This is a genomic window from Mangrovimonas cancribranchiae, assembly GCF_037126245.1.
In the GTDB taxonomy this organism is placed as follows: domain Bacteria; phylum Bacteroidota; class Bacteroidia; order Flavobacteriales; family Flavobacteriaceae; genus Mangrovimonas; species Mangrovimonas cancribranchiae.
Genome location: NZ_CP136925.1, coordinates 1266892 through 1291447, shown reverse-complemented (window position 1 = coordinate 1291447; position 24556 = coordinate 1266892). Strand labels below are relative to the sequence as shown.

Sequence of the window (24556 nt, the reverse complement as noted above, 5' to 3'; positions counted from 1 at the left end):
ATTTTTTAAGGCTGCAAATGTAATTAATTCCTTGCTTAGTATTTAAATGAAATGAAATTGTTTTTTAAGACAACCCGATAATACGTTTAAATTATTCTATACGCTTACCTTCTGTTGAAAACGATAAGCCTTGTTGCCCCATAGTAGAAATCATCACAGCCTCAAATAAAGGATCGTGAGTTGTTTTAGGAACATGCCAATTAAAAATGAAGTTACCTCCTGTACCACCACTTTTATCAGATTCTTTAATAACTATTTCTAAAGTTTCAAGTGGTTTTAGGTACACTGGAAATTCTATATATGAATTAACTAAATCACCATGAGTATCGTAAAAATCGGCTTTGTCGATATAAACTGTATCTGTTGGACTTACATTTCGCATACTTACCGTTGCTGTTAAGTTGTGAGTCCTGTGCTCGGTAAGACTATATATTTGAGAATACACCGAAAGATATGTAGCTCCTGTAACAAATGTAGAATCTGCAAATACTGTTGTTTTTCTGGCTTTCCAATTAATTGATGGCAAAGGATCCTCGGTTTGCTTAGTAGTTTCGTTACATGAAAGCAAACAACATATACATACAACAACGATTAAAGAATATTTCATATAATTAGTTTTACCTAAGCTAAAATAACACTTTTAAACAAAAAAAACCTTAAGTCTATGCTTAAGGTTTTTATAGTGTTAATTTATAATACTATAAGTTTTTAGTCATCTGGATGCATAAATGCTTGTTTACCAAGCAGCACTTCTTCAGTTTCTACATGATCCTCGTCTGGAACACAACAATCTACAGGACATACAGCTGCACATTGTGGCTCTTCATGGAAGCCTTGACATTCGGTACATTTATCCGGGACGATGTAGTAAATCTCATCGCTAATTGGTTCCTGAGCATTGTCAGCATTAACAGCATTGCCATTAGGTAATACCACATCACCTTCTAGACTTGTACCGTCTGAGTAACGCCAATCATCAGCACCTTCATAAATTGCAGTATTAGGACATTCGGGCTCGCAGGCTCCACAATTTATGCATTCATCAGTTATTATTATTGCCATAATAGGGGTTTCTTTTTTATGAGTTTTAGATTACATTAAAATAAAACTCGTGTTCACGTTCATTTTTCTAACTTTGCACAACAAAAATAAAGCCAAAACTATTCATAACCAAACATAGAATGGAATTACAGCAAAGAATTGGTGCTTTCTCTAAATTAGGCGACTTTTTAAGTCAGTTTTCTAATAATAACTTTAAAAAGGAGGATGATATTCCTTTTAATGACTTATTTTTTGATGGGTTTAAACACCAAATTCAATTAGCTGAAGAACATAATGGTTGGTTTACAAAACCAAATATTCAATTTGCACTAAGAGGTTGGAGTGAATTACTTACAGAAGAAAACCTATCTAATTGGTTAAAAAACTATAAGTTAGAGAACATTCAGCCCAAAACAGTGGCAATTGTTATGGCTGGAAACATCCCATTAGTTGGATTTCATGACTTTTTATGTGTTTTAATTAGCGGTCATAACGTGTTGGTTAAACAATCTAGTAACGATAAGCAATTACTCCCCTATTTGGCTAAATACCTAGAACATGTTGCACCCGGCTTTAAAGGTAAAATTAGATTTACTAATGATAAACTAGATAATTTTGATGCGGTAATTGCTACAGGAAGTAATAATACAGCTAGATACTTTGAGTATTATTTTAAGGATAAGCCCGCCATTATTAGAAAAAACAGAAATTCGGTAGCTGTATTAACAGGTGAAGAATCTGAAGCAGACCTTAAAGCATTATCGCAGGATATATTTACTTACTACGGATTAGGCTGCAGAAGTGTTTCCAAATTATTTGTACCTAAAGGTTATGACTTTGACCATTTCTTTAAAGGCATTTACGATTGGCACCCTATCATCAATCAAACAAAATATGCAAATAATTACGATTACAACAAAGCTGTTTATTTAATGAGCGAGTTTGAGATGCTAGAAAATGGATTCCTTATGATTAAAGAAGATAGAAACTACGCTTCTCCTATCGCTACGGTATTTTATGAGTTTTACGACAACTTAGTATCTTTAAAAGCTAAGTTAACTTCCGATAAAGAAAAAATACAGTGCGTGGTAGCTAAAAACTTTTTAAATTCAGAAATAGAATTTGGTAAAACACAACAACCTGAACTACATGATTACGCAGACGATATCGATATCATTGATTTTTTGTTAACAATTTAGCGAATAAATTATTAAATTATTAACAGCTGTCTAAGGAGAATTTTTAAAATTTGTTACAACATAAAAAACCAATTTTAGACTATTAGTATTATTTAAATTTAAACGTACTCTTAGAACTAAAACCAAACAACATATTTAACTAATGAAAAGACACAATTTTAGCGCTGGACCATGTGTTTTGCCTAGAGAAGTTATGGAAAAATCTGCGCAAGCAGTATTAGATTACGACAACGGTTTATCGTTAATAGAAATATCACATCGCAGCAAAGCTTTTGTAGATATTATGGAACAAGCAAGAGCTTTAGCTTTAGAACTTCTAGGTTTAGAAGGAAAAGGCTACAAAGCCTTATTCTTACAAGGTGGTGCTAGTACACAATTTTTAATGGTTGCCTTAAATATGCTCGAAAAAAGAGCAGGATATTTAAATACAGGGACTTGGAGCAGCAAAGCCATTAAAGAAGCTAAAATTTTTGATGATATTTACGAAGTAGCCTCATCAGAAAACGCTGGATTTAATTACATTCCTAAAGGTTACGATATCCCAGAAGAATACGATTACTTTCACTGTACGTCTAACAATACCATTTTTGGAACGCAAATGAAGACCTTTCCAAAATCCCCTATTCCGATGGTATGCGACATGAGTAGCGATATTTTTTCACGCACTTTAGACTTCACAAAATTTGATATCATTTATGCAGGTGCCCAAAAAAATATGGGACCAGCAGGAACAACTTTAGTTGTTGTTAAAGAAGACGTTTTAGGTAAAGTATCACGTAAAATTCCATCTATGATGGATTATAAAACACATATTGGTAAAGGCAGTATGTTTAACACACCTCCTGTTTTTGCTGTTTATACTTCAATGCTTACCCTACAATGGTTAAAAAATAAAGGCGGAATTGCTGCCATTGAAAAAGAGAATGAAAAGAAAGCGCAATTAATGTATTCAGAAATTGATTTGAATCCATTATTTAAAGGCTATGCTGTAAAAGAAGATCGTTCTTTTATGAATGCAACATTTACACTAGAAAACGAAAACCTAAAAGAAACTTTCGATACCATGTGGAAAGAAGCCGGAATAAATGGACTTAACGGCCATAGAAGTGTTGGTGGCTACCGAGCCTCTATGTACAATGCACTTTCGTTAGATAGTGTAAAAGTACTTGTTGAAGTTATGAGTGAATTAGAAAGAAAAGCATAAAACAAAAACCAAAAAATGAAAGTACTAGCAAACGATGGCGTGTCACAAAGTGGAATTGACGCGCTTGAAAAAGCAGGATTTGAAGTTATCACAACAAAAGTAGCTCAAGAGCAATTAATTAATTATATAAACGATAATAATATCGATGCTCTTTTAGTACGCAGTGCTACAAAAGTTAAAAAAGATGTTATCGATGGCTGCCCTAACCTTAAACTAATTGGTCGTGGCGGTGTAGGTATGGATAATATTGACGTAGCCTATGCTAAAGAAAAAGGTATTCATGTTATTAATACGCCTGCAGCATCTTCCCACTCGGTAGCAGAACTTGTTTTTGCTCACCTATTAGGAGTTTCTAGATTTTTGCACAATGCCAATCGTGATATGCCTTTAGAAGGTGACTCAAAATTCAAAGATTTAAAAAAGAGCTATGCCAAAGGTACAGAGCTTAAAGGAAAAACTATTGGAATTATTGGTTTTGGTAGAATAGGACAAGCTGCTGCCAAAGTAGCTATTGGTCTAGGAATGAAAGTAGTTGCTTTCGATCCTTACATTGAAACAGCAGATTTAGAATTAGAGTTTTTTGATGGGCAAAAACTAACTTTCAATATAAAAACAGTAGCTAAAGATGACGTTTTAAAACAATCTGACTTTATTACACTTCACGTGCCAGCTCAAAAAGAGTACGTTATTGGATCTAATGAGTTTAACTCAATGAAGGAAGGTGTTATTCTAGCTAATGCTGCTCGTGGCGGTGTAATTGATGAAGTTGCTTTAGTTAATGCTATAGAATCTGGTAAAGTAGCTCGTGCTGCCTTAGATGTTTTTGAAAAAGAACCATCGCCAGAAGTACAACTACTAATGAATCCATCTCTATCCTTAACACCACATACAGGTGCTGCAACTAATGAAGCTCAAGATAGAATAGGTACAGAACTAGCGTCACAAATAATAGAGTTACTAAAATAATATGTGACCAAATCATTAAAAATGAGTCCTAATAAATACAATTAGGACTTTTTTTGTACCTTGTTGTTCATTCAAATTAATCAATAAATATAAACTTATGTCAGGAATATTAGACTTATTAAACAGCGATGTTGGAAAAACCATTATTAGCGGTGTTTCAGGATCTACAGGAACCGATCAAAGTAAAACAAATAGCGTATTAACTATGGCTTTGCCCGTACTCATGAAAGCCATGGAGCGAAATGCCTCTACAGATGAAGGTGCACAAAACCTTATGGGAGCCATAAATAGTAGTAAACACGATGGTAGCATATTAAATAACCTCAGTGGTTTATTTGGCGGTGGCGTTGATGATGAAGTAAAAAATGATGGCGATAAAATATTAGGCCATATACTAGGAAGTAAAAAAGAAGGCGTTGAACAGGTTATCGGGCAAAAAGCTGGGTTGGACTCTGGTTCAGTAGCTAATATACTTAAAGTTGCCGCACCAATTTTAATGGGCGTTTTAGGTAAACAAGCTCGTCAAAACAATGTAAGTTCGCAAAACGATTTAGGCGGTATGCTTAGTGGATTACTTGGTGGTAATGATACTAAAAACGAACAAAGCTTTTTAGAGTCTATCTTAGATACTGATGGCGATGGTAGTGTTGTTGATGATGTTGCCGGTATGGTTCTTGGCGGAAGCAAGAAAAAAGGTGGTTTAGGTGGTTTACTTGGCGGATTATTTGGAAAGTAACATAGATATTTAGACTAGTAAAACGAGTATTAAAGCCAAACAGATTTGTTTGGCTTTTTTAATTTATCTATTAAAAACATCATTTATTTTTTGTATTTTTATAAGAAAGTAATCGCGTGAAAACATGGCATTTAGCAATAATAGTTTGTGTGTTGCTTATTGGGTGTAAAACATCAAAAACAGTAACCTCTAATCATGACACTAGCCAAACGGTAGAAAATGATACCGTTAGAATATCTAGTGATGAAATTGAATACGAAATTATTATTATTGAACCAGGATTTAATACATGGTTAGTATCTACTGCTAAACCAGAAGGGTTCTACTCGCAATCTTTTTTGGAAAACAGGAATTGGATTTATGTTACAGAATGGAATCAACGTGTGTTACAACCACAACGTTACAATCCTAACCTATACGAAATGCGGATAAACTATCAAAAAAACATCGATTACGGTTACGAACTTAACTATAAGCTCTATAATTACTTCATTTACTTTCAACTAAAGTATAAGCAACAACTAGCAGGGTTTGTTCCAAGGATTTAATGTATATTTGCATAGCTAAAAAAGCTATGGATAAATTTAAAAAACGTTGGGAAATTCAAAAGAATTGGCAACTCCTATTTCCTGCCCTTGGAATATTAGGTATTGTCTATAGTGCATTTAAATTAACGTCTCTTTTTATTGACAAAATATATTTAATTCCCTTTGGCACAATAGCTATCAGCTTTACCTTAATCAAACTAACACTTTGGATTTTTGAAAAACTAAAACACAAATGGGTGCTTGATTATCGTTGGGAAATGATTCGCGTATTTATTGTTTTTGCTATAACAGGGTCTACATCAGCTTATATAGGAAGACCTATTTTACAACTTATAGGAATTACTAAAGAAAACTTAAATCCTATCGTTTATTGGGTGATTTTTATTATAATTGGCCTCATTTTCTATCAGATTCTTTTAGTAAGTTTTGGATGGCTGTTTGGACAATTTAAGTTTTTTTGGGAATTTGAAAAGAAAATGTTACGCCGTTTTGGCTTAAAACGTTTTATAGACTAAGTGCATCAAACCAAACAACATATAGGTTTTAAAATAACTACACTGCTTCTTGTGGTTACATTACTAGTACCCACTATGCAAAAGTTTGCTCATGCTTTTAGTCATCATGAACATGAAGTTTGTTTAGGTACAGATGGCGCGCATATTCATAACTTTGATATGGAATGTGAGTTTTATAAATTTAAAATTAATTCTAGTTTTACATTTACAGCACATTCATACCAAATACTTGAATTTAAGGATAACCATAGTCCTATTTTATCGCAATATTATTTTATAAGCGATTATCAAAAATTACCCTTCTCTCTACGTGGACCTCCTTTGTTTGTCTAGAATTGAATTTTCTAAAGTCACAAACAAATTTTATTAAAAATGATACGATTATTTATAGGCTTATTTATAGCACTAACAGGCTATACATATGGCCAAAATTGTAATAACACCTTTTTAGGAGAAATTAAAGATTTTCATGATAAATCTGCTATAGCATCAGCAACTATTTATATTAAAGAAAAAGATAAATATTTAGTTTCAGATTTTGATGGCAAATTTAAAATAGAAAACCTATGTTCTGGTACCATAACATTAACGATTTCGCATATAGGTTGTGAGACTAAGACAGTCTCATACCAAATTAGCAATCATATTGCTAAAACAGTTTTTCTAGAACATCATTTAGAAGAATTATCAGAGGTTGTTATAAGTTCTAATTTAAAAACAGAAAACACAAGCATAGAACGATCTTTAAATAAAAGTACTTTAGAAAGTTTTACAGACAAGTCTTTAGGAGACGCCTTGAACTCTATTAGTGGAGTATCGTCTTTAAATACTGGAAATACTATTGTAAAACCTATGATTCATGGTTTACATAGTAGTAGATTATTAATTGTAAATAATAATGTACGTATGTTTGACCAGGAATGGGGCGATGAACATGCGCCAAATATTGATATTAATTCCAGTAGTCGAGTTCAAGTTATTAAAGGTGCTAGTTCCTTAAAATATGGTAGTGACGCAATTGGCGGCTTAATTCTTATAAAACCTAAAAAATATGCTGTTAAAGATAGCTTATTTGGAAGTTCTATGTTGTCATTAAATTCTAATGGATTTGGTGGAAACATTAACTCTGAACTTATAAAAACCTTTAAGTCGGGATATTATACTAAAATTCAATCTAGTTACAAACAATTTGGAGATTTTAGAGCTCCAGATTATCACTTGACGAATAGCGGTATTAAAAATTTTAATGCCTCGGCAAGAATTGGGTACAATAGTTTTGAAAAAGGGTTTGATGCTTATTATAGCGTTGTAAATAATGAATTGGCTATTTTGCAATCATCTCATATAGGAAATGTTGATGATTTAGTATTGGCTATAAACAATAAGCAACCTCGAGTGGTTGAAGATTTTTCGTATAATATAAATTATCCAAAACAAAGTATTTTACATCATTTAGGAAAAATTGAAGCTTATAAACGTTTCAAAGCTTTAGGTAAATTATCCATTCAATATGATATACAAATTAATAGACGTAAAGAATTTGATGTAAGACGAGGTGATTTTGCAAATAAACCTGTTATAGATCTTAGACTATTTACAAATACTTTGCAATCTAACTTACATATTGACTTTATAGACAACCTAAAAATTGATACTGGTGTATTAGGCCGTTATCAACAAAACGATGCTATTTCAGGTACTGGTGCTAGTCCTTTAATTCCAGATTATGATAAATACGATGCTAGTATTTATGCCATTGGTAATTATAAATTTAATAACAACTCTGAAATAAGTGCAGGTATGCGTTACGATTTTTCAAGAATTGAAGCTAAGAAGTGGTACTATGAAACCGATTGGCAAGTCACCTACAATTACGATGAGTTGTTTCCAGAATTTGAAACCAATACAATAGATAACTCTAAAATTTTAACATATCCAGAGTTCACCTACCATAATTTGTCAGCCAATTTGGGGTTTTCAAAACAATTTAAAAATGATATGTCATTATTTTTAAATTATGGATTAGCAACAAGAACCCCAAACCCATCAGAGCTGTTTAGTGATGGTTTACACCATAGTGCCGCAAGAATAGAGGTTGGACAGCTAACAATTAATAAAGAAGTGGCACATAAAATTATGGCATCTTTTGAAAGAAAGAATGAGAACTTCGGTTTTGTTATTAGTCCATATTATAAGTATATATATAATTATATTCAACTTATTCCTGTTGGTACTACAACTACAATAAGAGGTGCATTTCCTGTTTGGGAATATGACCAAGTTAATGCGCAAATACTAGGGGTTGATATTGATGTAAACAAAAAAATTAGTAACACGCTAAATTATATTGGTAATATAAGTCTTTTAAAAGGAGATAATCTCTCAGATGACACATCACTTATTCATATGCCTGCAACTAATTTTACAAATAGTATATCTTATTATAATCAAGACTTAAACCAATTATCTATTAGTTTAAAAAATAAAACTGTATTACAACAAAAAAGATATCCTGATTACAATTTTTACACCTTCAACCCTATATTACAAGAAGATGTTTATGTAGACATTAGTTCTACACCATCTACCTATTCTTTATTTAGCTTTAATAGTTCCATGACTTTCAAAGCCTTTAAAGAAGGGCATTTAAAATTAGAGTTCAATATAGAAAACCTATTCAATACATCGTATCGAGAGCATCTAAATAGACTTAGATATTTTGCAGATGAATTGGGGAGAAACTTTAATTTAAAAATAAAAATAAATTATTAAAAACAATAAAACACAAAACCATGAAAGATTTAAAATCTATAAAAACAATTAAAATATTAGCTTTACTTTTAATTTCAAGTTTAACTATAGTAAGTTGCTCGAGTGATGATGATGGAGATCATCATGACCATGATCACGACCATGATCATGAAGAAGAACTAATAACAACTGTAAATTATACTTTAACAGATGGTACAAATACTGTTACATTAACATTTCAAGACTTAGACGGCGAAGGTGGTACCGATGGTGTAACTACTGTTTCAGGATCGTTGGCGGCTAATACAATGTACTCTGGGACTATTGAATTATTGAACGAAACTGAAGATCCTGCAGAAGATATTACAGTAGAAGTTGAAGAAGAAGGTGACGCGCACGAGTTTTTTATTACTTCAACAATAAGTGATATTGTAGTAACAAAAACGGATACTGATGAAAACGGAAACCCTATAGGGATAATATCTACATTAGAAACAGGTGCAGTAGGAACAGGTAGTTTAACTATTGTGTTAAAGCATGAGCCAACTAAACCAAACAATGGTACTGCTACAGGTGCAGGAGGAAGTACAGATGTTCAAGTAACATTCCCTATAGATGTAGAGTAAAAATTCTCTTGTAATACAGTTTAAAATATAAAACACCTCGAAAATTTTCGAGGTGTTTATTTATATGGTTTAATCATCCAAAAAACTTTTGTGTGATAAAACCTTACTTCATTATGAAAACACAAAATATTAAATATCGCATAACATCAATCGATGCTCTTCGTGGATTAGTCATGTTAATTATGTTAGTCGATCATGTTAGAGAACGCGTCTTTTTACACGCTCAAGTATTAGATCCTATGGATATATCAACAACAAATACTGGGCTATTTTTTACAAGATTGTCAGCTCATATATGTGCTCCTGTATTTATTTTTCTTACAGGACTTTCAGCATGGTTATATGAAAACCCTAATAATAAGCCAAAACGCTCGGCTAGGGCTTTTCTTTTTAAAAGAGGGCTTTTTATTATTGTTTTAGAAATTACAATTATCAACTTTTCTTGGTTTGGTTATTATGAAACCCTGTACTTACAAGTTATGTGGGCTATTGGTCTTAGTATGCTCTTTCTTGCAGCTATAATTAAATTACCTAATATATATATAGCACTCATTGGAGGTGTTATTATTTTTGGACATAATGCATTGTCGGGTATCGAGTTTAATAGTAATGATTGGTTTTATAATATTTGGACCATTTTACACGACCGCGGTATGCTAAACACTAATAATTTTGCTAATATTAAAGTTTCATATCCTGTATTGCCATGGCTTGGTTTAATATGCATTGGTTACTTTTCAGGTTCTATTTATAACCAAAATATTAAACCTAATCAAAGATTTAAAATACTTAGAATTGTCTCAATATCTTGCTTAGGTTTATTAGTGATTTTAAGAGGGTTTAATTTTTATGGTGAAACCCTAGCATGGAAAACACAAGATACTATTACAAAAACTATAATGTCTTTTTTAAACTATACTAAATATCCACCATCGTTAGATTTTCTATTATTTACAATGGCTATAGGAACTTACTTATTAGTCATATTTGAAAAATATGAATCAAAAACAACAGACATTCTTAAGACTTTTGGAGGATCTCCCATGTTTTTTTATGTTTTACACCTTTATGTATTATTAGCGTTATACAATATACTTTTAGTCATTTTTGGAAAAAATAAAGGCAACTATTTTGGAGTTGATAACTTATGGCTTGTTTGGCTCATTGCTGTAATATTAAGTTTTTTAATGTACTTGCCTGTAAAAAAGTTTGGTGAATACAAACGAAAAAGTAAATCAAAATGGATTAAATACTTTTAAAGTTTGTAAAAAGTAACGTATTAAAAGTTTATAATAGACCTCTAATCAATGAATGTTGTTTTCTCATTATTTTTAAACACATAAGTATACAACCACATTAAGGTAAAGGTTGGTATAACATCCAACCACGGCAAAGCTTCTTCAATAAAAGAGATTACTGCAGCTATTTTTCCTTGTTTGCCTTTATATAATTTGGTCATAATCCATGCGGAAAGAGGTGCCCAAACAAAATCAAAAGGTGGAAAAACAAAAGAGATATAACCACAAGCATCAAAAAGTAAGCTTAAACCTAGTTTTTTATATTTTGTCATTCATTATAATGTTTTGGTTTATAGATATTGTGACAAAAATCACACCAAACTTAAGACAGCTTTTCACTAATAAGTTTTAAAAATTCATTGCGGGTTTCAATTTTTTCAAATTGCCCTCTAAACCCTGAAGTAGTTGTCACAGAATTTTGTTTTTGTACGCCACGCATCATCATACACATATGCGAAGCTTCTATAACTACGGCAACACCTTGAGGTTTTAAAGTATCGTTTATACAATCTAATATTTGTTCGGTAAGGCGTTCTTGAACTTGTAAGCGTCTTGCAAAAACATCAACAATTCTAGGTATTTTACTTAGGCCTACTATTTTTCCATTTGGGATATAAGCTATATGAGCTTTCCCAAAAAATGGCAACATATGGTGTTCGCATAACGAGTACAACTCGATATCTTTTACGATTACCATCTCGTTGTACGATTCATCAAACATGGCACTACGTAAAATTTCAGCTGCATCTTGATGATACCCTTGTGTTAGAAACTGCATAGCTTTCGAGGCCCGTTCGGGTGTTTTTAATAATCCTTGTCTAGATGTATCTTCTCCTAAATCTTCTATAATATGTTTATAACGATCTTTAACATCGTCGGTTACTTGCATATTATACTCTTCAAAATGTTTATATAACATAAAATATGGGTCTTATAAAGTATAAAAGTAGCTAAAAAAAATGACAGCATAAGTGTTACACGCCTTTATACAAGCAACAATGTTTTAACGTTTACTTAGCACCTAAAATCAAAAAACAAACCTAGTTTTGCGACTAAGTCTGTAACATATGTGTAATACCATAGTCTTTATGGTAATTAATAACTAAACAATCCCAATTAACAATGAGACTGGCAACCGTCTTCATATATTTTTTTATTACCCTTATTAGTGTACAAGCCCAAGAAAAAAAGCATCTTAATATAAAACGCACCACAACACCGCCTAAAATAGATGGTATTATTGATGATAAAGTTTGGCAAAACGCCCAAGAAGCTACTAATTTTATTCAATTTAAACCAGATGTTGGTAATACTTTACCATCACATCAAAAAACAAGTGTAAAAGCCACTTACGATGATCATGCTATCTATTTTGCCGCTTTTTTACATGATAATCCAAAGGACATAATGAAGCAGTTTAACCAAAGAGATAACTTTGGGCAACAAGATTTCTTTGGCATTATACTAAACCCTAATAATGATGCCCAAAACGATACCGAATTCTTTATATTCCCTTCTGGAAACCAAGCCGATGCTGTTGCATCACCCAGTATTGGAGAAGATTTTGGGTGGAATGCTGTATGGGAAAGTGCGGTAAAAATAGGAAGCAACGGTTGGGTTATTGAAGTGAAAATACCATACCGCTGTTTACGTTTTTCAAATAAAGAAGTGCAAACTTGGGGTATACAATTTCATAGACATTTTCGCACCGATAGATCACAATATACCTGGAACCCTATTAATCCCACTAAAGGTAATATAGGTCTTTATCATGGTGTACTTACAGGAATACAAAACATCCAACCTCCTACCCGATTAAGTTTTTACCCTTTTGCCTCTGGCTTATACACAACTCAAGATGGTAAATCTGAAGACAAGTTTACACTAGGTTTAGATTTAAAATATGGTATTAGTGAAAACTTTACGTTAGACGCCACATTAATTCCCGATTTTAGTCAAGCAGGGTTTGATGACGTGCAACTTAATTTAGGGCCTTTTGAGCAGACCTTTGCCGAGCAACGTCAGTTTTTTACTGAAGGAGTCGATCTTTTTAATAAAGGAGGGTTATTTTATTCCAGACGCGTGGGAAGTGCACCAGTAGGAAGGCCTAACTTATCTAACGATGAGGAAATCACCAATTTTCCTTCAAAAGTAAAAGTTCTTAACGCTGTTAAAGTATCTGGACGTACAAAAAATGGTTTAGGTATCGGTTTTTTTAATGCTATTACCGAAAAAACAAACGCAAAAATTAAAAATACGATAACAGGAGAAACCAGAAACGAAGTGGTAGAACCTGTAACAAATTATAACATTTTTGTTGTTGATAAGCAGTTTAACAGCAATTCCTCTGTGAGTTTAATTAATACTAACGTGACTAGAAACGGCCACTTTAGAGACGCTAATGTTACAGGAGTACTTGCAGATATTACTAATAAAAGCAATACTATTAATGCAACTGGACAGCTTAAAATGAGTAATATTAATATGCCAAATGGTACAAGTACAGGATTTAGTTCGGAGTTAGGTGTGCGTAAAATAAACGGTAATTATCGTTATGGTATTTACCACAACCTTGCTAATGATGATTACGATATAAATGATCTAGGCGTTATATTTAGAAACAATTATAATAACTTTTCTGCTGATGTTTCTTACCGTATTTTCGAACCAACTACAACATTTAATACATTTAACGCAAACTTATGGGTAGATTACAGCAGGCTATTAAAACCTAGTACATATACAGGAACTAATATAGGGGCTAGTTTTAATGCTACTAATAAAAAGCTTCACTCCTTTGGCGCTAGTGCCTCTTTTGAACCTGGTAAACAATATGATTATTTTGAGCCTCGTACTGAGGGCTATCATTTTATTTACGAAAATAAGTACAATGTTAATACGTGGATATCATCAAACTACAACAATACCTTTGCCTTAGACACAAGCTTGGGAGCAGCAGGTATTTTAGAAAACAATAGAGATGCCTTTAATTATTGGTATAGCATAAGCCCTAGAATAAAGTTTAGTGAAAAGTTTATTTTAGTGTATAGTTACGAATTTGATAACTACAATGGCGACCGTGGCTTTGTAACCAAACAAGATAACCATATTATTTTTGGACAGCGAGACCGCAGAACTGTAGTAAACAGCCTAAGTGGCAACTACAATTTTAATGCCTTAAATGCCCTTACACTCACGTTTCGTAATTATTGGTCTACCGTTACTTATCACGACAATTTATATACCTTACAAGAAAATGGAAGATTAACACAAGAGGCCGGGCTTACTACAACAGATATACAAAATCCAGATGTAAACTTTAACACATGGAATTTAGATCTCTCCTACACTTGGCAATTTGCGCCAGGGAGTTTACTATCTGCTTTATATCGTAATCAGTTATTCGAAAATTCCAACGAAGCCTCAAAAGCTTACTTTGAGAGTTTAGATACTTTGTTTCAGCAACCTATTCAACATACTTTCTCTTTGAGATTAGTCTATTTTATTGATTTTAACACTATAAAAAACAAGCTTAAAAAGAAAGTCTAATACCGCCATTTAAAATTAAAATAGTATTTTCACAGCAAAGTTATAAGCAGCGTGATTACAGCAAAAAACATTCATAAATACTACGGTGATTTACACGTATTAAACGGTGTTAATTTAAACATAAAAAAAGGAGAAGTTGTTTCTATTGTAGGAGCTTCAGGAGCTGGAAAAACAACCTTATTGCATATTTTGGGCACTTTAGATAAAGCTTCTAAAAAAGAAGACAGCAGCCTTACTATTAATAATACAAATGTGTTTAAGTTAAAAGATAAAGCTTTAGCAAAGTTTCGCAACGAGCATATTGGGTTTATTTTTCAATTTCACCAATTATTACCCGAATTTACGGCTTTAGAAAATGCTTGTTTACCAGCGTTTATAAAAGGAACATCGAAAACAAAAGCCGAAGAACGTGCCATGGAACTCTTAGAGTTTCTTGGGCTAAAACACCGTTGTGACCATAAACCCAACGAGCTTTCTGGCGGAGAACAACAACGTGTAGCTGTTGCTCGAGCTTTAATTAACAATCCCGAAGTTGTTTTTGCCGACGAACCTTCTGGAAACCTTGATAGCGAAAGTGCCGAGAACTTACACAATCTATTCTTTAAACTTCGTGATGAGTTTGGACAAACCATTATTATAGTTACTCATAATGAAGAACTAGCAAACATGGCCGATCGTAAACTAACTATGGTTGATGGTAATATTGTTGATTGATTTATATTTTAATAAAATTATAGAATAATAACAGGTTTCTTTCCTTACATCATATAAAAAACACTACATTTATTTATATGAAGTATGCTATTAGCCTTTGCCTCTTTCTTGCCGTATCTTATTTAACATTTGGGCAAAATACTATTCTTTGGAAAGTATCGGATACCATTAATAAGAAAACCAGCTATGTAGTAGGAACATTTCATCAATTTGGAAATTCTTTCGTCGATGATATACCAGAACTAAAAAATGCCCTGTTAAGCTCAGAACTTGCCATTTTCGAATCTATTGCCAATCCACAAGACACACGTGATATGATGGCAAAAAGAGATAGATCCTTAGATATTGAACAGTATCTTAAAAAAAGAGATTTAAAAAAATTAAAACAAATAAGCGCCAATTGGAAAGTCGATTTATACAAACTTCGTCCTATAGAACTTAGTTGGAAGCTACAACAAGAGTTTCAAAAGATTAAATGCGAAACTGTTAAGCCTACTGATAAATGGGAGCATTTCGACAATTACCTTATTCATATTGCTAAACAAAATAAAATTGCATGTTTAGGTCTTGAAACAGATAGTATGCAATTAGATTTTATTGCGAAAGAACATAATTTTCCTAATTGGGAAGATGAGAAAAAAACGATTCAACTTTTTATAAAAAAATTAAGTCGTAATAAACTTGAAAAAGGCGATTGTTTTTTTACAGAAAGATACCGAAACTTTAATTTAGACTATAAACTAACCGAAGACTGCCCAGACAACATTTTAATAAAACAACGTAACCAAAATTGGATGAAAGTTTTACCTAACCTATTACAAAGTAAAAACTGTTTTGTTGCTTTGGGTTATCTTCATCTTACACGTAATTGTGGAATTATATCTCGATTGCGAGCGTTAGGTTTTGTTGTATCCCCAGTTGAATTATAAGTTGATAAGGAATATGATAATTTTAAACATTAAAAATATTACTTAAAATACTTACATTAGTACCTAATACCAACCTATAAAAATATGCTGCTTATACTCCTATCCTACTGTTACACTCTAGTAATTTTAGGTATTGTAGGTATAGGTGTAAATAAGTTACTAGGCATACAGAAAAGTCATCCTATACAAACCATTGCTCACGGTATATTTGGTGTTATCCTTTTTGGATTGTTTTGGACAATAGTATCTTCTTTAAATATAAGATTTCACCTTACTTTAATTAGTATAGTAATATTACTTGCCATAAAATATAAACAAGAGGTTATCACATTATATCAAAATGCTTTTACTAGTTTTTTTCAGCTGAATACTATTTTTAAAGTACTCTTTTTAATAACGATAATCCTTGTAATTTTAAAATGTTCTGGACCACCAACACTTCCGGATAATGAGTCTTACTATATACAATCTATAAAGTGGTTTACAAACTATGGCATGGTAACTGGCTTAATTAATTTGCATCCATTTTTAGGACAAGCATCGGGTTGGCATGCCCTACAAAGTATTTTTGGATTTGGTTTTGTAACTAATAACCTTAACGATTTAAACGGTTTATTACTTATTTTAATAAACTTATTTGCATTGGAAAAACTCAACTTATATGTAAATAATCAAAATAAACGCTACTATAACCTTGTTGTAGGTTTATGGCCAATTACAAATGTTGTTGGCTTTATGTTTATTGCTTCTCCATCTACCGATTTGCCTATATATACTTTAGGCGTTTTATTACTATATCTTGCTCTATTCTTTGAAGATTTACCTAGTATTGATGTACTTAAATCGATATGGATACTTACTGCTACGTTATGGCTTATAAAAGCTACCACATTCTGGTTTATCATAATTCCTCTAATACTTACTATAAAATTTAGACCACACACTAAAAAAATAATAAAATTTGCGTTGGTATTACTTATCGTAACTACTAGTATTTTAATCGTCAAGAATATAATCATCACTGGAAATCCTATTTACCCATTAACTACAATTAAAACACTAAAAACCTCTTGGGCATTACCAACATCGGTTGAAGGCTATTTGTTTCAATATTTAAAATCCTATGGTTATGGGCTTACGCCAAACACATACAATACTTCAAATAGTCTACAACACATAATACATTGGCTTACCAATAATGGTATAGATAGTATATTAAATCTTATGGCATTAACTACATTCCTTTTAACGCCACTAGTTTATAGGAAATTAAAGCAAAAACAAGCATTAAGCCTGATTTATATTGTAGCGGTAGTACAATTATTTACACTTTTAATAACATCGCCGCAACTTAGGTTTTATCTCGGGTTTGTATTATTTTTCACATGTTTATTAGCGGCAAAACTATTCAAACATAAAAAAGCTATTATAACACTTTTAGTTGTTAGCATTATCTTTACAAGCCTTAGCATGCTACCAGTAACAAAGCAACTACCAATACCCAATAGTTTAAAAAACATTTCATGGAGAACCATCATAATTCCTCATGAAAACACGAATGAAAACCAAATAACTTACAAGAAAATAAAGGAAGGCAATACTGTTTTTTATTCTCCAGCAACTAGTGATTTTTTCTGGGGAACACATAATGCGCCACTACCTGCATTAAATAAACAACAGTTAGATTATTTTAAAAAATACTTCAAAACTATTCCACAACAGCGAACAAACAATTTAAAAGACGGTTTTATCTCTAAAAAAATCATTCCTTAATACTCAATTAAAAAAAGTATTTTAGTCCACTATGAATAAAAACGACCTAAAAACTTTCCTCAACGAAAAAGTTAATCAATACAATAACCCAAAGTTTATTACAACTGACCCTATTCAAGTCCCGCATCAATTCAGTAAAAAAGAAGATATTGAAATAGCCGCATTTCTATCGGCTACTATTGCGTGGGGCAACCGAAAAAGTATTATTAAAAATGCCAAAAGAATGATGGATTTTATGGGGAATTCACCATACGATTTTGTATTAAACCATTCCGAAACTGATTTAGAACAGCTTCAACCTTTTGTACATCGCACATTTAATGGTCAAGATTTTCAAACATTTATAAAAGGATTACAGCATATTTACACCAATCATCAAGGGCTCGAACATGTTTTTAAAACACATGCACAAGAAGATTCGTTACAATTTGCTATTCATAAATTTAAACATACTTTTTTTGAAATAGAACACCAACCACGCACTCAAAAACATATTAGCGACCCTTTTAAAAAGTCGGCAGCCAAACGTATTAATATGTTTTTAAGATGGATGGTTAGAAATGATAATACAGGAGTAGATTTTGGTTTATGGAAGAGTCTATCATCTTCTCAATTATCTTGTCCGTTAGATGTTCATTCAGGAAATGTCGCTAGAAAATTAGGACTTCTTAAAAGAAAACAAAACGATGCTAAAGCTTTATTAGAGCTAGATACAGCACTAAGAAAACTAGACTCCGAAGACCCTGTAAAATATGACTTTGCACTATTTGGCTTAGGTGTTTTCGAAGGGTTTTAAAAACTTCACTTATCTTTACAAAAACTCATTATTATGATACGTTATTCGTTATTGCTTTTAATCACACTCGTAGGTGTAACATCTCATGCACAATCAAGATTAGTACAGATTGATACAGTAGTTACCACATCAAATAACATTACTGTAAATGGGCAACAAATTAATTATACAGCAAAAACAGGCACCCAACCCGTTTGGGATAACAGCGGAGAGCCTATTGCCACGTTATTTTATACCTACTATAAAAGAAATAATGTAAATAAAGCCTCGCAACGTCCATTGATTTTCTCTTTTAATGGCGGACCAGGATCGGCTTCAGTTTGGATGCATATAGCCTATACAGGTCCAAAAGTTTTAAATATTGATGATGAAGGTTATCCGGTACAACCTTACGGAGTTAAAGATAACCCAAATTCTATTTTAGATGTAGCCGATATAGTTTTCATCAACCCTGTAAATACGGGTTACTCACGCATGGTAAAAAATAAAGAAGGAAAATATCCAGATCGTGATAAATTCTTTGGAATAAATGCCGATATCAAGTATTTAGCCGAATGGATGAATACCTTTGTAAGTCGTTATAATCGTTGGGAATCTCCTAAATATATTATTGGTGAAAGTTATGGCGGCACTAGAGTTATGGGGCTTTCTGAAGAATTACAAAACAACCAATGGATGTATTTAAATGGGGTAATTATGGTTTCTCCTGCCGATTATAAGGTTATTTATCGTGGTAATCCAACAGCCTCTGCATTAAACTTACCGTATTATACTGCTGCAGCATGGTACCACAAAGCATTACCTAGCGAATTACAACAAAAAGACTTACTTGATATTTTACCAGAAGTTGAAAATTATAGTATTAATACGTTGTTGCCAGCGTTATCAAAAGGTGGGTTTATTACTCAAGAAGAAAAACAAACCATTGCCAATAAAATGGCCTACTATTCAGGGTTATCAACAAATGATATTCTACAACATAATTTAGATGTTCCGACATCATTTTTCTGGAAAGCTTTATTACGTGATAAAAGTGGACATACCATAGGTAGATTAGATTCTAGATATTTAGGTTTAGATAAAACCGATGCTGGTACATCGCCTGATTACAATGCCGAACTATCGTCGTGGTTACATTCTTTTACTCCAGCAATTAATTATTACATTAAAGAGCAATTAAACTTTAAAACCGATGCTAAATACAACATGTTTGGTAATGTGCATCCATGGGATAGACAAAACGATAATACTAGAGAGCGTTTACGCCAAGCTATGGCGGCTAATCCATATTTAAATGTACTTATTCAATCTGGGTATTACGATGGTGCTACGACTTACTTTAACGCTAAATATACCATGTGGCAAGTAGATCCTAGTGGTAAAATGAAAGATCGTTTTATGTTTAAAGGCTACAGAAGCGGCCATATGATGTATTTAAGACATGACGACCTTATTAAAGCAAACGACGATTTAAGGGCGTTTATTACCAAAACATCATCTACAGGAAAAGCTGCTAAATATTAAATTATAAATCTATTTTATATACAAAAAACAATCACTTAACATAAACAGGTGTCTTATCAATATCAATTAAACTCTTAATATAGGCGCCGTCTATTGAAAGTATAATTGTTTTGTAACCTATTCTTTCTAAAAATTCTTTCTCTTTCAAAAATAATTTACCTTTTTTTCCAAATCTATATGAAAAAGTATATAACGCTATTTTTTTATTTCTTAATTTAATGCTTTGACCATCACTCATTTTTTTAAGGATGACATTTTCAATCATATCTGATTGATCAGAAACATTTAATATGTTATCCTCAGTTAGTTTAGGAAACATTCTATTTGGAGAACATTCTACACCTATTTCTTTTGCCACTTCATTAATAGTTGTTATTTTATTTCCTGTTATTAATAAAACAATTCCAAATTTTTCAAACCTACCATTCAAAGAATCACTTTCAGTAGACAAATAATATACATTTGAGGATTCTATTTTAAGTTTTTTATTTAAATAATTTAAATAGTCCTTTGGTGTATCAAAGTATTTATCATTCTGCCCAAATAAAAAATTGGTAAATAGCAAGGAGAGAATTAAAAGTAGATCCTTAATTAAGAGGTTTTTATTTAAAAGGCACATCATAATAAAAATAATTTCCGGAAATATTTTTAGGGTATACTCCTGCTTTTAATATTATTCCATTTGTTAACTCTAAATCACCAATATCCATACTATCGAAATCTGATAAAGAGTGATCTGGAGAAGATACAGCATTAGAATCAATCCAAACTCTTGCTATTTTGTCATTAAGCGCTTCGATCATTACATTCATTGATTTAGAAACTGGATTATAATTAGCTGTTGTTAATACTCTCTTTTTACAATCTAAAGTGATTGTCGATCTCACAAAACAGAAACCAAATCCATTAGAACAAGTCGTAAATGCTTTAAAAAGAGTAAATGTCACTTCAAACTCCCAAACAGGAACATACCCTGGAGGGCAAATACCAATTGTTTTATTAGTAGTGACAACTTTATCAGTTTTCTTATTATATTGAATCTTTTCATCAACAGAATTATTAGAGCATGATGACAGAAAAAAGACAATAAAAGACAATAAAAGACAATAAAATTAAATTTTTCATAATATATAATTTTATATGTTATTTATTAAACTATGAGTAATATACGATTATAATTTTTAATTACTTCTATTTAAGATTAAACACCTACCATAAAATGTAATAACGGTATAAATTAAAACTTATCGATTAAATGTCTCAATAAAATTATATAGTATTAATTATAAGTAATATCACATAAAAAAGCTGCTAAATATTAAGAATAAAAAACCACGCTCAAGGCGTGGTTTTTTATTTAATTTATTGAAAAAAAGATTAGCCTTTTAACCATGCGTTGCGTAACGCAATTTGTGCATCGGTAGCATTTTCTTTTTCTTTAAGTGTTCTTCCAGTTGTGTAAGATTGCTCTAAAGTTTCTTTTATGGTCACTTCTTTTCCATCTCTTAAAAGAGTCATCTCCATATCGGTTCCTGGTTGCCACATAAATACCTTTTGGAAGATAGTTTGGGCATTTTGCAAGGTTACTTCTTCACCATCTATGGCTTTAATAACATCGTTTGGTTGTACGCCATGCTCGTTCCAAAAACTGTTCTCTTTTACAGCTTCTGTAAAGAAAATAGTACCTGCTTGTGCATTTGCACTAACAATTAAGGTTCCTGCATTTTGAATATAGTTTGTTTTTACTTTGCTTTCCCCCATTTCTAATCCAACTTTTTCAAAAAAGTCGTTGTAATTAATTGGCACATCACCAACTACATGAGTGTTTAAAAAGTTCCCAACTGAAGGGTATGTCATAGCAATTATCTCTTCTAGTATTTTATCGTCTTCAAATGGTTTGTTTTTACCATATTTCATAGAAAGTTCTTTCATTAGCGATAAAATACCACGATTTCCATTACTTTCTTCACGCATTAAAATATCGATACACATACCTATTAAAGCCCCTTTTTGGTACACATTGTAATAGTTACTCGCATAAGGTTCATCTAAAATATTTTCACTCATTATAGTGAAACTCATAGTATCATCTAAACCTCTTGAGGTTTTAATTTTATCCATGATTTTAGTGTAAAAATCATCGTTGCTAACTAAACCTTGGTCTACTTGAAAAAGTGTTGCAAAATATTCGGTTACACCTTCGTACATCCATAAATGCTTAGAGAACGTTGGGTTATTATAATCAAAATAATGCACGTCTTCAGAATGTACACTTAATGGCGTTACAATATGAAAAAATTCATGAGACACTACATCTGTCATACTTGCAGAAAGCGCGTTAAATGGCATAGCTTCTGGCATAACTACTACTGTTGATGTATGATGTTCTAAAGCACCAAATCCTTTAGGTGATTTTTCGTCGCCGCGAGATAAGTATAAATAAATATCGTAACGTGGTGTGCTGTTAATATCGCCTAAATAGGTTTTCTGTGCTTGCATCATTTTATTAATGGTCTCTTTTATCTGAGCAGCCGTATGCGTTTTATTAGGAGAATAAACGCTTAATACAATTTTAATATCACCTACTTGAAATTCTTCAACATCTAGTTTTCCGTACATCATTGGGTTATCTGTAATATCGAAATAACGCGGTGCAAAATAACTTGTAGTAACTGTGTTACCATCGGCAGAAGTGGTTTCTGCTACATTTTGCAATGCTGAAGTTCTAACAAAATCGGCTGGAGATACAACATCTAATTTGTACTGATTGTTTTTAAGCGAATCGAAATACCCTATAAAACCATGTAAGTTTAGTACATAATTATCTGGCTCTATATTTGTCCCTGCTGGTGAAAAAGGTACATCGCCTCCTATGCCTCCTGTTACTTCTTGATCGAAAGTATCATTTGCTAAATAAGTAATAAAATCTAGACTCTTTGCGTTAGCAATAGTCCATGTATTGGTATCGTTTTTTTCAACAGTAAGCTCATTTCCATCATAGTCAAAAGCTTTTAAGTTGTCTATATATTTTCCAAAATCACTTACCGAATATGTTCCTTGAACTACTTTTGGCAAACGGTATGTTACTGTTTCGGCAGTAAATCGTCCTGGATTAATAGTTACGGGCACTTGATCGTTCTCAACCTTAGTTAAATCGATTTTTGAAGCAATTGGTGTGCTTACAGCTAAATCATCGGCAACTTTATTTGAAGAGCCACAAGCGACTAAAAGTGTGCTAATGCTTAAAATAGCAAATGTTTTTTTCATGTTTTACGGTTTTTAATATGTTTAGTTGACGCTCAAAAATATTATGTGTTACATTTATTATCCTTAAGATTTTGTTAAAAGCGTAAATTATTATCTTCGTGAACATGCAGAACAATCTTATTAGTATCCTTACGCCTTTTAAAAACACTACCAAATACCTTCCAGAATGTATAGAATCTATTCTAAAACAAACGTATACAAACTGGGAACTTATTATTGTTGATGATGGCTCTACAGATAATAGTTATGAAGTTGTAAAGGCTTATGCCGAACTCGATAACCGTATAAAATTGTTTAAATCGGATGGCGTTGGTATTATTGAAGCTTTACGATTTGCATTGTCTAAAGCCAACGGAGAGCTTATTACACGCATGGATAGTGACGATATTATGCCAAACTATAAGCTTGAAAAACTTAGAGAAAGTCTAGTAAAACACGGTAAAAGTCATGTCGCATTAGGACTTGTTAGGTATTTTAATGAAACTGGTATAAGTAACGGGTATTTAAAATATGAGAAATGGCTTAATAAACTTACCATGAAAGGACGCAATTTTTCTGAAATTTATAAAGAATGTGTTATTCCTTCCCCTTGTTGGATGGTTTATAAAAGCGACTTATTACACTGTGAAGCATTTAACCCAAATCGCTATCCAGAAGATTATGATTTAACTTTCAGGTTTTATAAATATGGTTTAACATGTATTCCTTGTGATACTATTTTGCATCATTGGCGTGATTATGGTTCTCGTACGTCAAGAACTCACGAACATTACGCTCAAAATTACTTTTTAGATATCAAGCTTAACTATTTTTTAGAAATAGATTACGATAACAAGAGACCTTTAGCCATTTGGGGCGCAGGATTTAAAGGAAAACATATAGCTAAAAGCTTAATTAGCAAAAACATTCCCTTTTTCTGGATTTGTAACAACCCTAATAAAATAAATAAAAAAGTGTACAAGCAACCTATGTTGCCTTTCGAGTATCTTAAGCAGCTAGAAAATCCGCAAAGTATTATAACTGTTGCCAATACAAAGCAACAAACTATAATAAAGACCTATTTTAATGATTTAAAAATGACTGCAATGGACGATTACTTTTTTTTCTGCTAAAAACTAAT

At 32.1% G+C, this 24556-nt stretch carries 24 protein-coding genes; 17 read left to right on the top strand and 7 right to left on the bottom strand.

The genetic code is table 11. The annotated features are described in order from the left end of the window. Positions 1–91 precede the first annotated feature (91 nt). Positions 92–607, bottom strand: coding sequence for a DUF3124 domain-containing protein (locus tag R3L15_RS05740; RefSeq protein WP_338733795.1), 516 nt, complete (start codon positions 605–607; stop codon positions 92–94). 101 nt (positions 608–708) lie between these two features. After that, positions 709–1062 (bottom strand): 4Fe-4S dicluster domain-containing protein, encoded by a 354-nt coding sequence (locus R3L15_RS05735; protein WP_125468557.1) that lies wholly within the window; start codon positions 1060–1062, stop codon positions 709–711. 119 nt (positions 1063–1181) lie between these two features. Here R3L15_RS05735 and R3L15_RS05730 point away from each other — a divergent pair, with 119 nt between their 5' ends. The 10 genes from R3L15_RS05730 (at position 1182) to R3L15_RS05685 (ending at position 10845) form a co-directional block, all read left to right on the top strand. Further along, on the top strand, positions 1182–2240 hold the full coding sequence (locus R3L15_RS05730; protein WP_338733793.1) for an acyl-CoA reductase: 1059 nt from the start codon (positions 1182–1184) through the stop codon (positions 2238–2240). A 142-nt stretch (positions 2241–2382) separates the two neighbouring features. Then, positions 2383–3444: a 3-phosphoserine/phosphohydroxythreonine transaminase gene (serC, locus tag R3L15_RS05725; protein WP_338733792.1), complete on the top strand. Its 1062-nt coding sequence runs from the start codon at positions 2383–2385 to the stop codon at positions 3442–3444. A gap of 15 nt (positions 3445–3459) precedes the next feature. After that, a complete protein-coding gene (locus R3L15_RS05720) occupies positions 3460–4410 on the top strand; it encodes a D-2-hydroxyacid dehydrogenase (protein ID WP_338733791.1) in 951 nt (316 codons plus the stop codon). 97 nt (positions 4411–4507) lie between these two features. Beyond that, the gene (locus R3L15_RS05715; protein ID WP_338733790.1) at positions 4508–5146 is read left to right on the top strand and encodes a DUF937 domain-containing protein; all 639 of its coding nucleotides are present in this window, start codon (positions 4508–4510) and stop codon (positions 5144–5146) included. Between the two features lie 116 nt (positions 5147–5262). After that, the gene (locus R3L15_RS05710) at positions 5263–5694 is read left to right on the top strand and encodes a DUF6146 family protein (RefSeq protein ID WP_338733789.1); all 432 of its coding nucleotides are present in this window, start codon (positions 5263–5265) and stop codon (positions 5692–5694) included. Positions 5695–5720: 26 nt separating this feature from the next. After that, on the top strand, positions 5721–6209 hold the full coding sequence (locus R3L15_RS05705) for a DUF6787 family protein (protein WP_338733788.1): 489 nt from the start codon (positions 5721–5723) through the stop codon (positions 6207–6209). Between the two features lie 75 nt (positions 6210–6284). Beyond that, the gene (locus R3L15_RS05700; protein ID WP_338733786.1) at positions 6285–6542 is read left to right on the top strand and encodes a hypothetical protein; all 258 of its coding nucleotides are present in this window, start codon (positions 6285–6287) and stop codon (positions 6540–6542) included. 39 nt (positions 6543–6581) lie between these two features. Then, a complete protein-coding gene (locus tag R3L15_RS05695; RefSeq protein ID WP_338733785.1) occupies positions 6582–8981 on the top strand; it encodes a TonB-dependent receptor domain-containing protein in 2400 nt (799 codons plus the stop codon). 20 nt (positions 8982–9001) lie between these two features. Beyond that, complete coding sequence (locus R3L15_RS05690) at positions 9002–9586, top strand: type 1 periplasmic binding fold superfamily protein (protein WP_338733783.1); 585 nt, start codon at positions 9002–9004, stop codon at positions 9584–9586. A gap of 113 nt (positions 9587–9699) precedes the next feature. After that, entirely contained in the window at positions 9700–10845 is a 1146-nt protein-coding gene (locus tag R3L15_RS05685) for a heparan-alpha-glucosaminide N-acetyltransferase domain-containing protein (protein ID WP_338733782.1), read from the top strand. 41 nt (positions 10846–10886) lie between these two features. On the opposite strand, the gene R3L15_RS05680 is transcribed toward R3L15_RS05685, so the two are convergent. Together R3L15_RS05680 and folE are read right to left on the bottom strand one after the other, a co-directional pair. Continuing rightward, on the bottom strand, positions 10887–11156 hold the full coding sequence (locus R3L15_RS05680) for a hypothetical protein (RefSeq protein ID WP_338733781.1): 270 nt from the start codon (positions 11154–11156) through the stop codon (positions 10887–10889). A gap of 50 nt (positions 11157–11206) precedes the next feature. Further along, a complete protein-coding gene (gene folE / locus R3L15_RS05675; protein ID WP_125468567.1) occupies positions 11207–11803 on the bottom strand; it encodes a GTP cyclohydrolase I FolE in 597 nt (198 codons plus the stop codon). Between the two features lie 203 nt (positions 11804–12006). Between folE and R3L15_RS05670 the strand changes: the two genes are divergently transcribed. From R3L15_RS05670 to R3L15_RS05645, 6 genes are all read left to right on the top strand, one after another. Next, positions 12007–14433, top strand: a complete 2427-nt coding sequence (locus tag R3L15_RS05670) for a DUF5916 domain-containing protein (RefSeq protein WP_338733779.1) — start codon at positions 12007–12009, stop codon at positions 14431–14433. A 51-nt stretch (positions 14434–14484) separates the two neighbouring features. Continuing rightward, the gene (locus R3L15_RS05665; protein WP_338733778.1) at positions 14485–15147 is read left to right on the top strand and encodes an ABC transporter ATP-binding protein; all 663 of its coding nucleotides are present in this window, start codon (positions 14485–14487) and stop codon (positions 15145–15147) included. A gap of 77 nt (positions 15148–15224) precedes the next feature. Next, a complete protein-coding gene (locus R3L15_RS05660) occupies positions 15225–16076 on the top strand; it encodes a TraB/GumN family protein (protein WP_338733776.1) in 852 nt (283 codons plus the stop codon). 84 nt (positions 16077–16160) lie between these two features. Next, entirely contained in the window at positions 16161–17849 is a 1689-nt protein-coding gene (locus R3L15_RS05655) for an LIC_10190 family membrane protein (protein ID WP_338733775.1), read from the top strand. Positions 17850–17880: 31 nt separating this feature from the next. Then, positions 17881–18645, top strand: coding sequence for a TIGR02757 family protein (locus tag R3L15_RS05650; RefSeq protein ID WP_338733774.1), 765 nt, complete (start codon positions 17881–17883; stop codon positions 18643–18645). Between the two features lie 33 nt (positions 18646–18678). Beyond that, a complete protein-coding gene (locus tag R3L15_RS05645; RefSeq protein ID WP_338733773.1) occupies positions 18679–20169 on the top strand; it encodes a S10 family serine carboxypeptidase-like protein in 1491 nt (496 codons plus the stop codon). Between the two features lie 31 nt (positions 20170–20200). On the opposite strand, the gene R3L15_RS05640 is transcribed toward R3L15_RS05645, so the two are convergent. From R3L15_RS05640 to R3L15_RS05630, 3 genes are all read right to left on the bottom strand, one after another. After that, the gene (locus R3L15_RS05640; protein ID WP_338733772.1) at positions 20201–20791 is read right to left on the bottom strand and encodes a hypothetical protein; all 591 of its coding nucleotides are present in this window, start codon (positions 20789–20791) and stop codon (positions 20201–20203) included. Further along, positions 20772–21266 carry a hypothetical protein gene (locus R3L15_RS05635; RefSeq protein ID WP_338733771.1) on the bottom strand — a complete coding sequence of 165 codons (495 nt, stop codon included), beginning with the start codon at positions 21264–21266 and terminating at the stop codon, positions 20772–20774. The genes R3L15_RS05640 and R3L15_RS05635 overlap by 20 nt, the downstream gene beginning before the upstream one ends. A gap of 280 nt (positions 21267–21546) precedes the next feature. Beyond that, the gene (locus tag R3L15_RS05630) at positions 21547–23436 is read right to left on the bottom strand and encodes a peptidase M61 (RefSeq protein WP_338733770.1); all 1890 of its coding nucleotides are present in this window, start codon (positions 23434–23436) and stop codon (positions 21547–21549) included. 104 nt (positions 23437–23540) lie between these two features. Between R3L15_RS05630 and R3L15_RS05625 the strand changes: the two genes are divergently transcribed. Further along, positions 23541–24548 (top strand): glycosyltransferase family 2 protein, encoded by a 1008-nt coding sequence (locus R3L15_RS05625; protein ID WP_338733769.1) that lies wholly within the window; start codon positions 23541–23543, stop codon positions 24546–24548. Positions 24549–24556 lie beyond the last annotated feature (8 nt).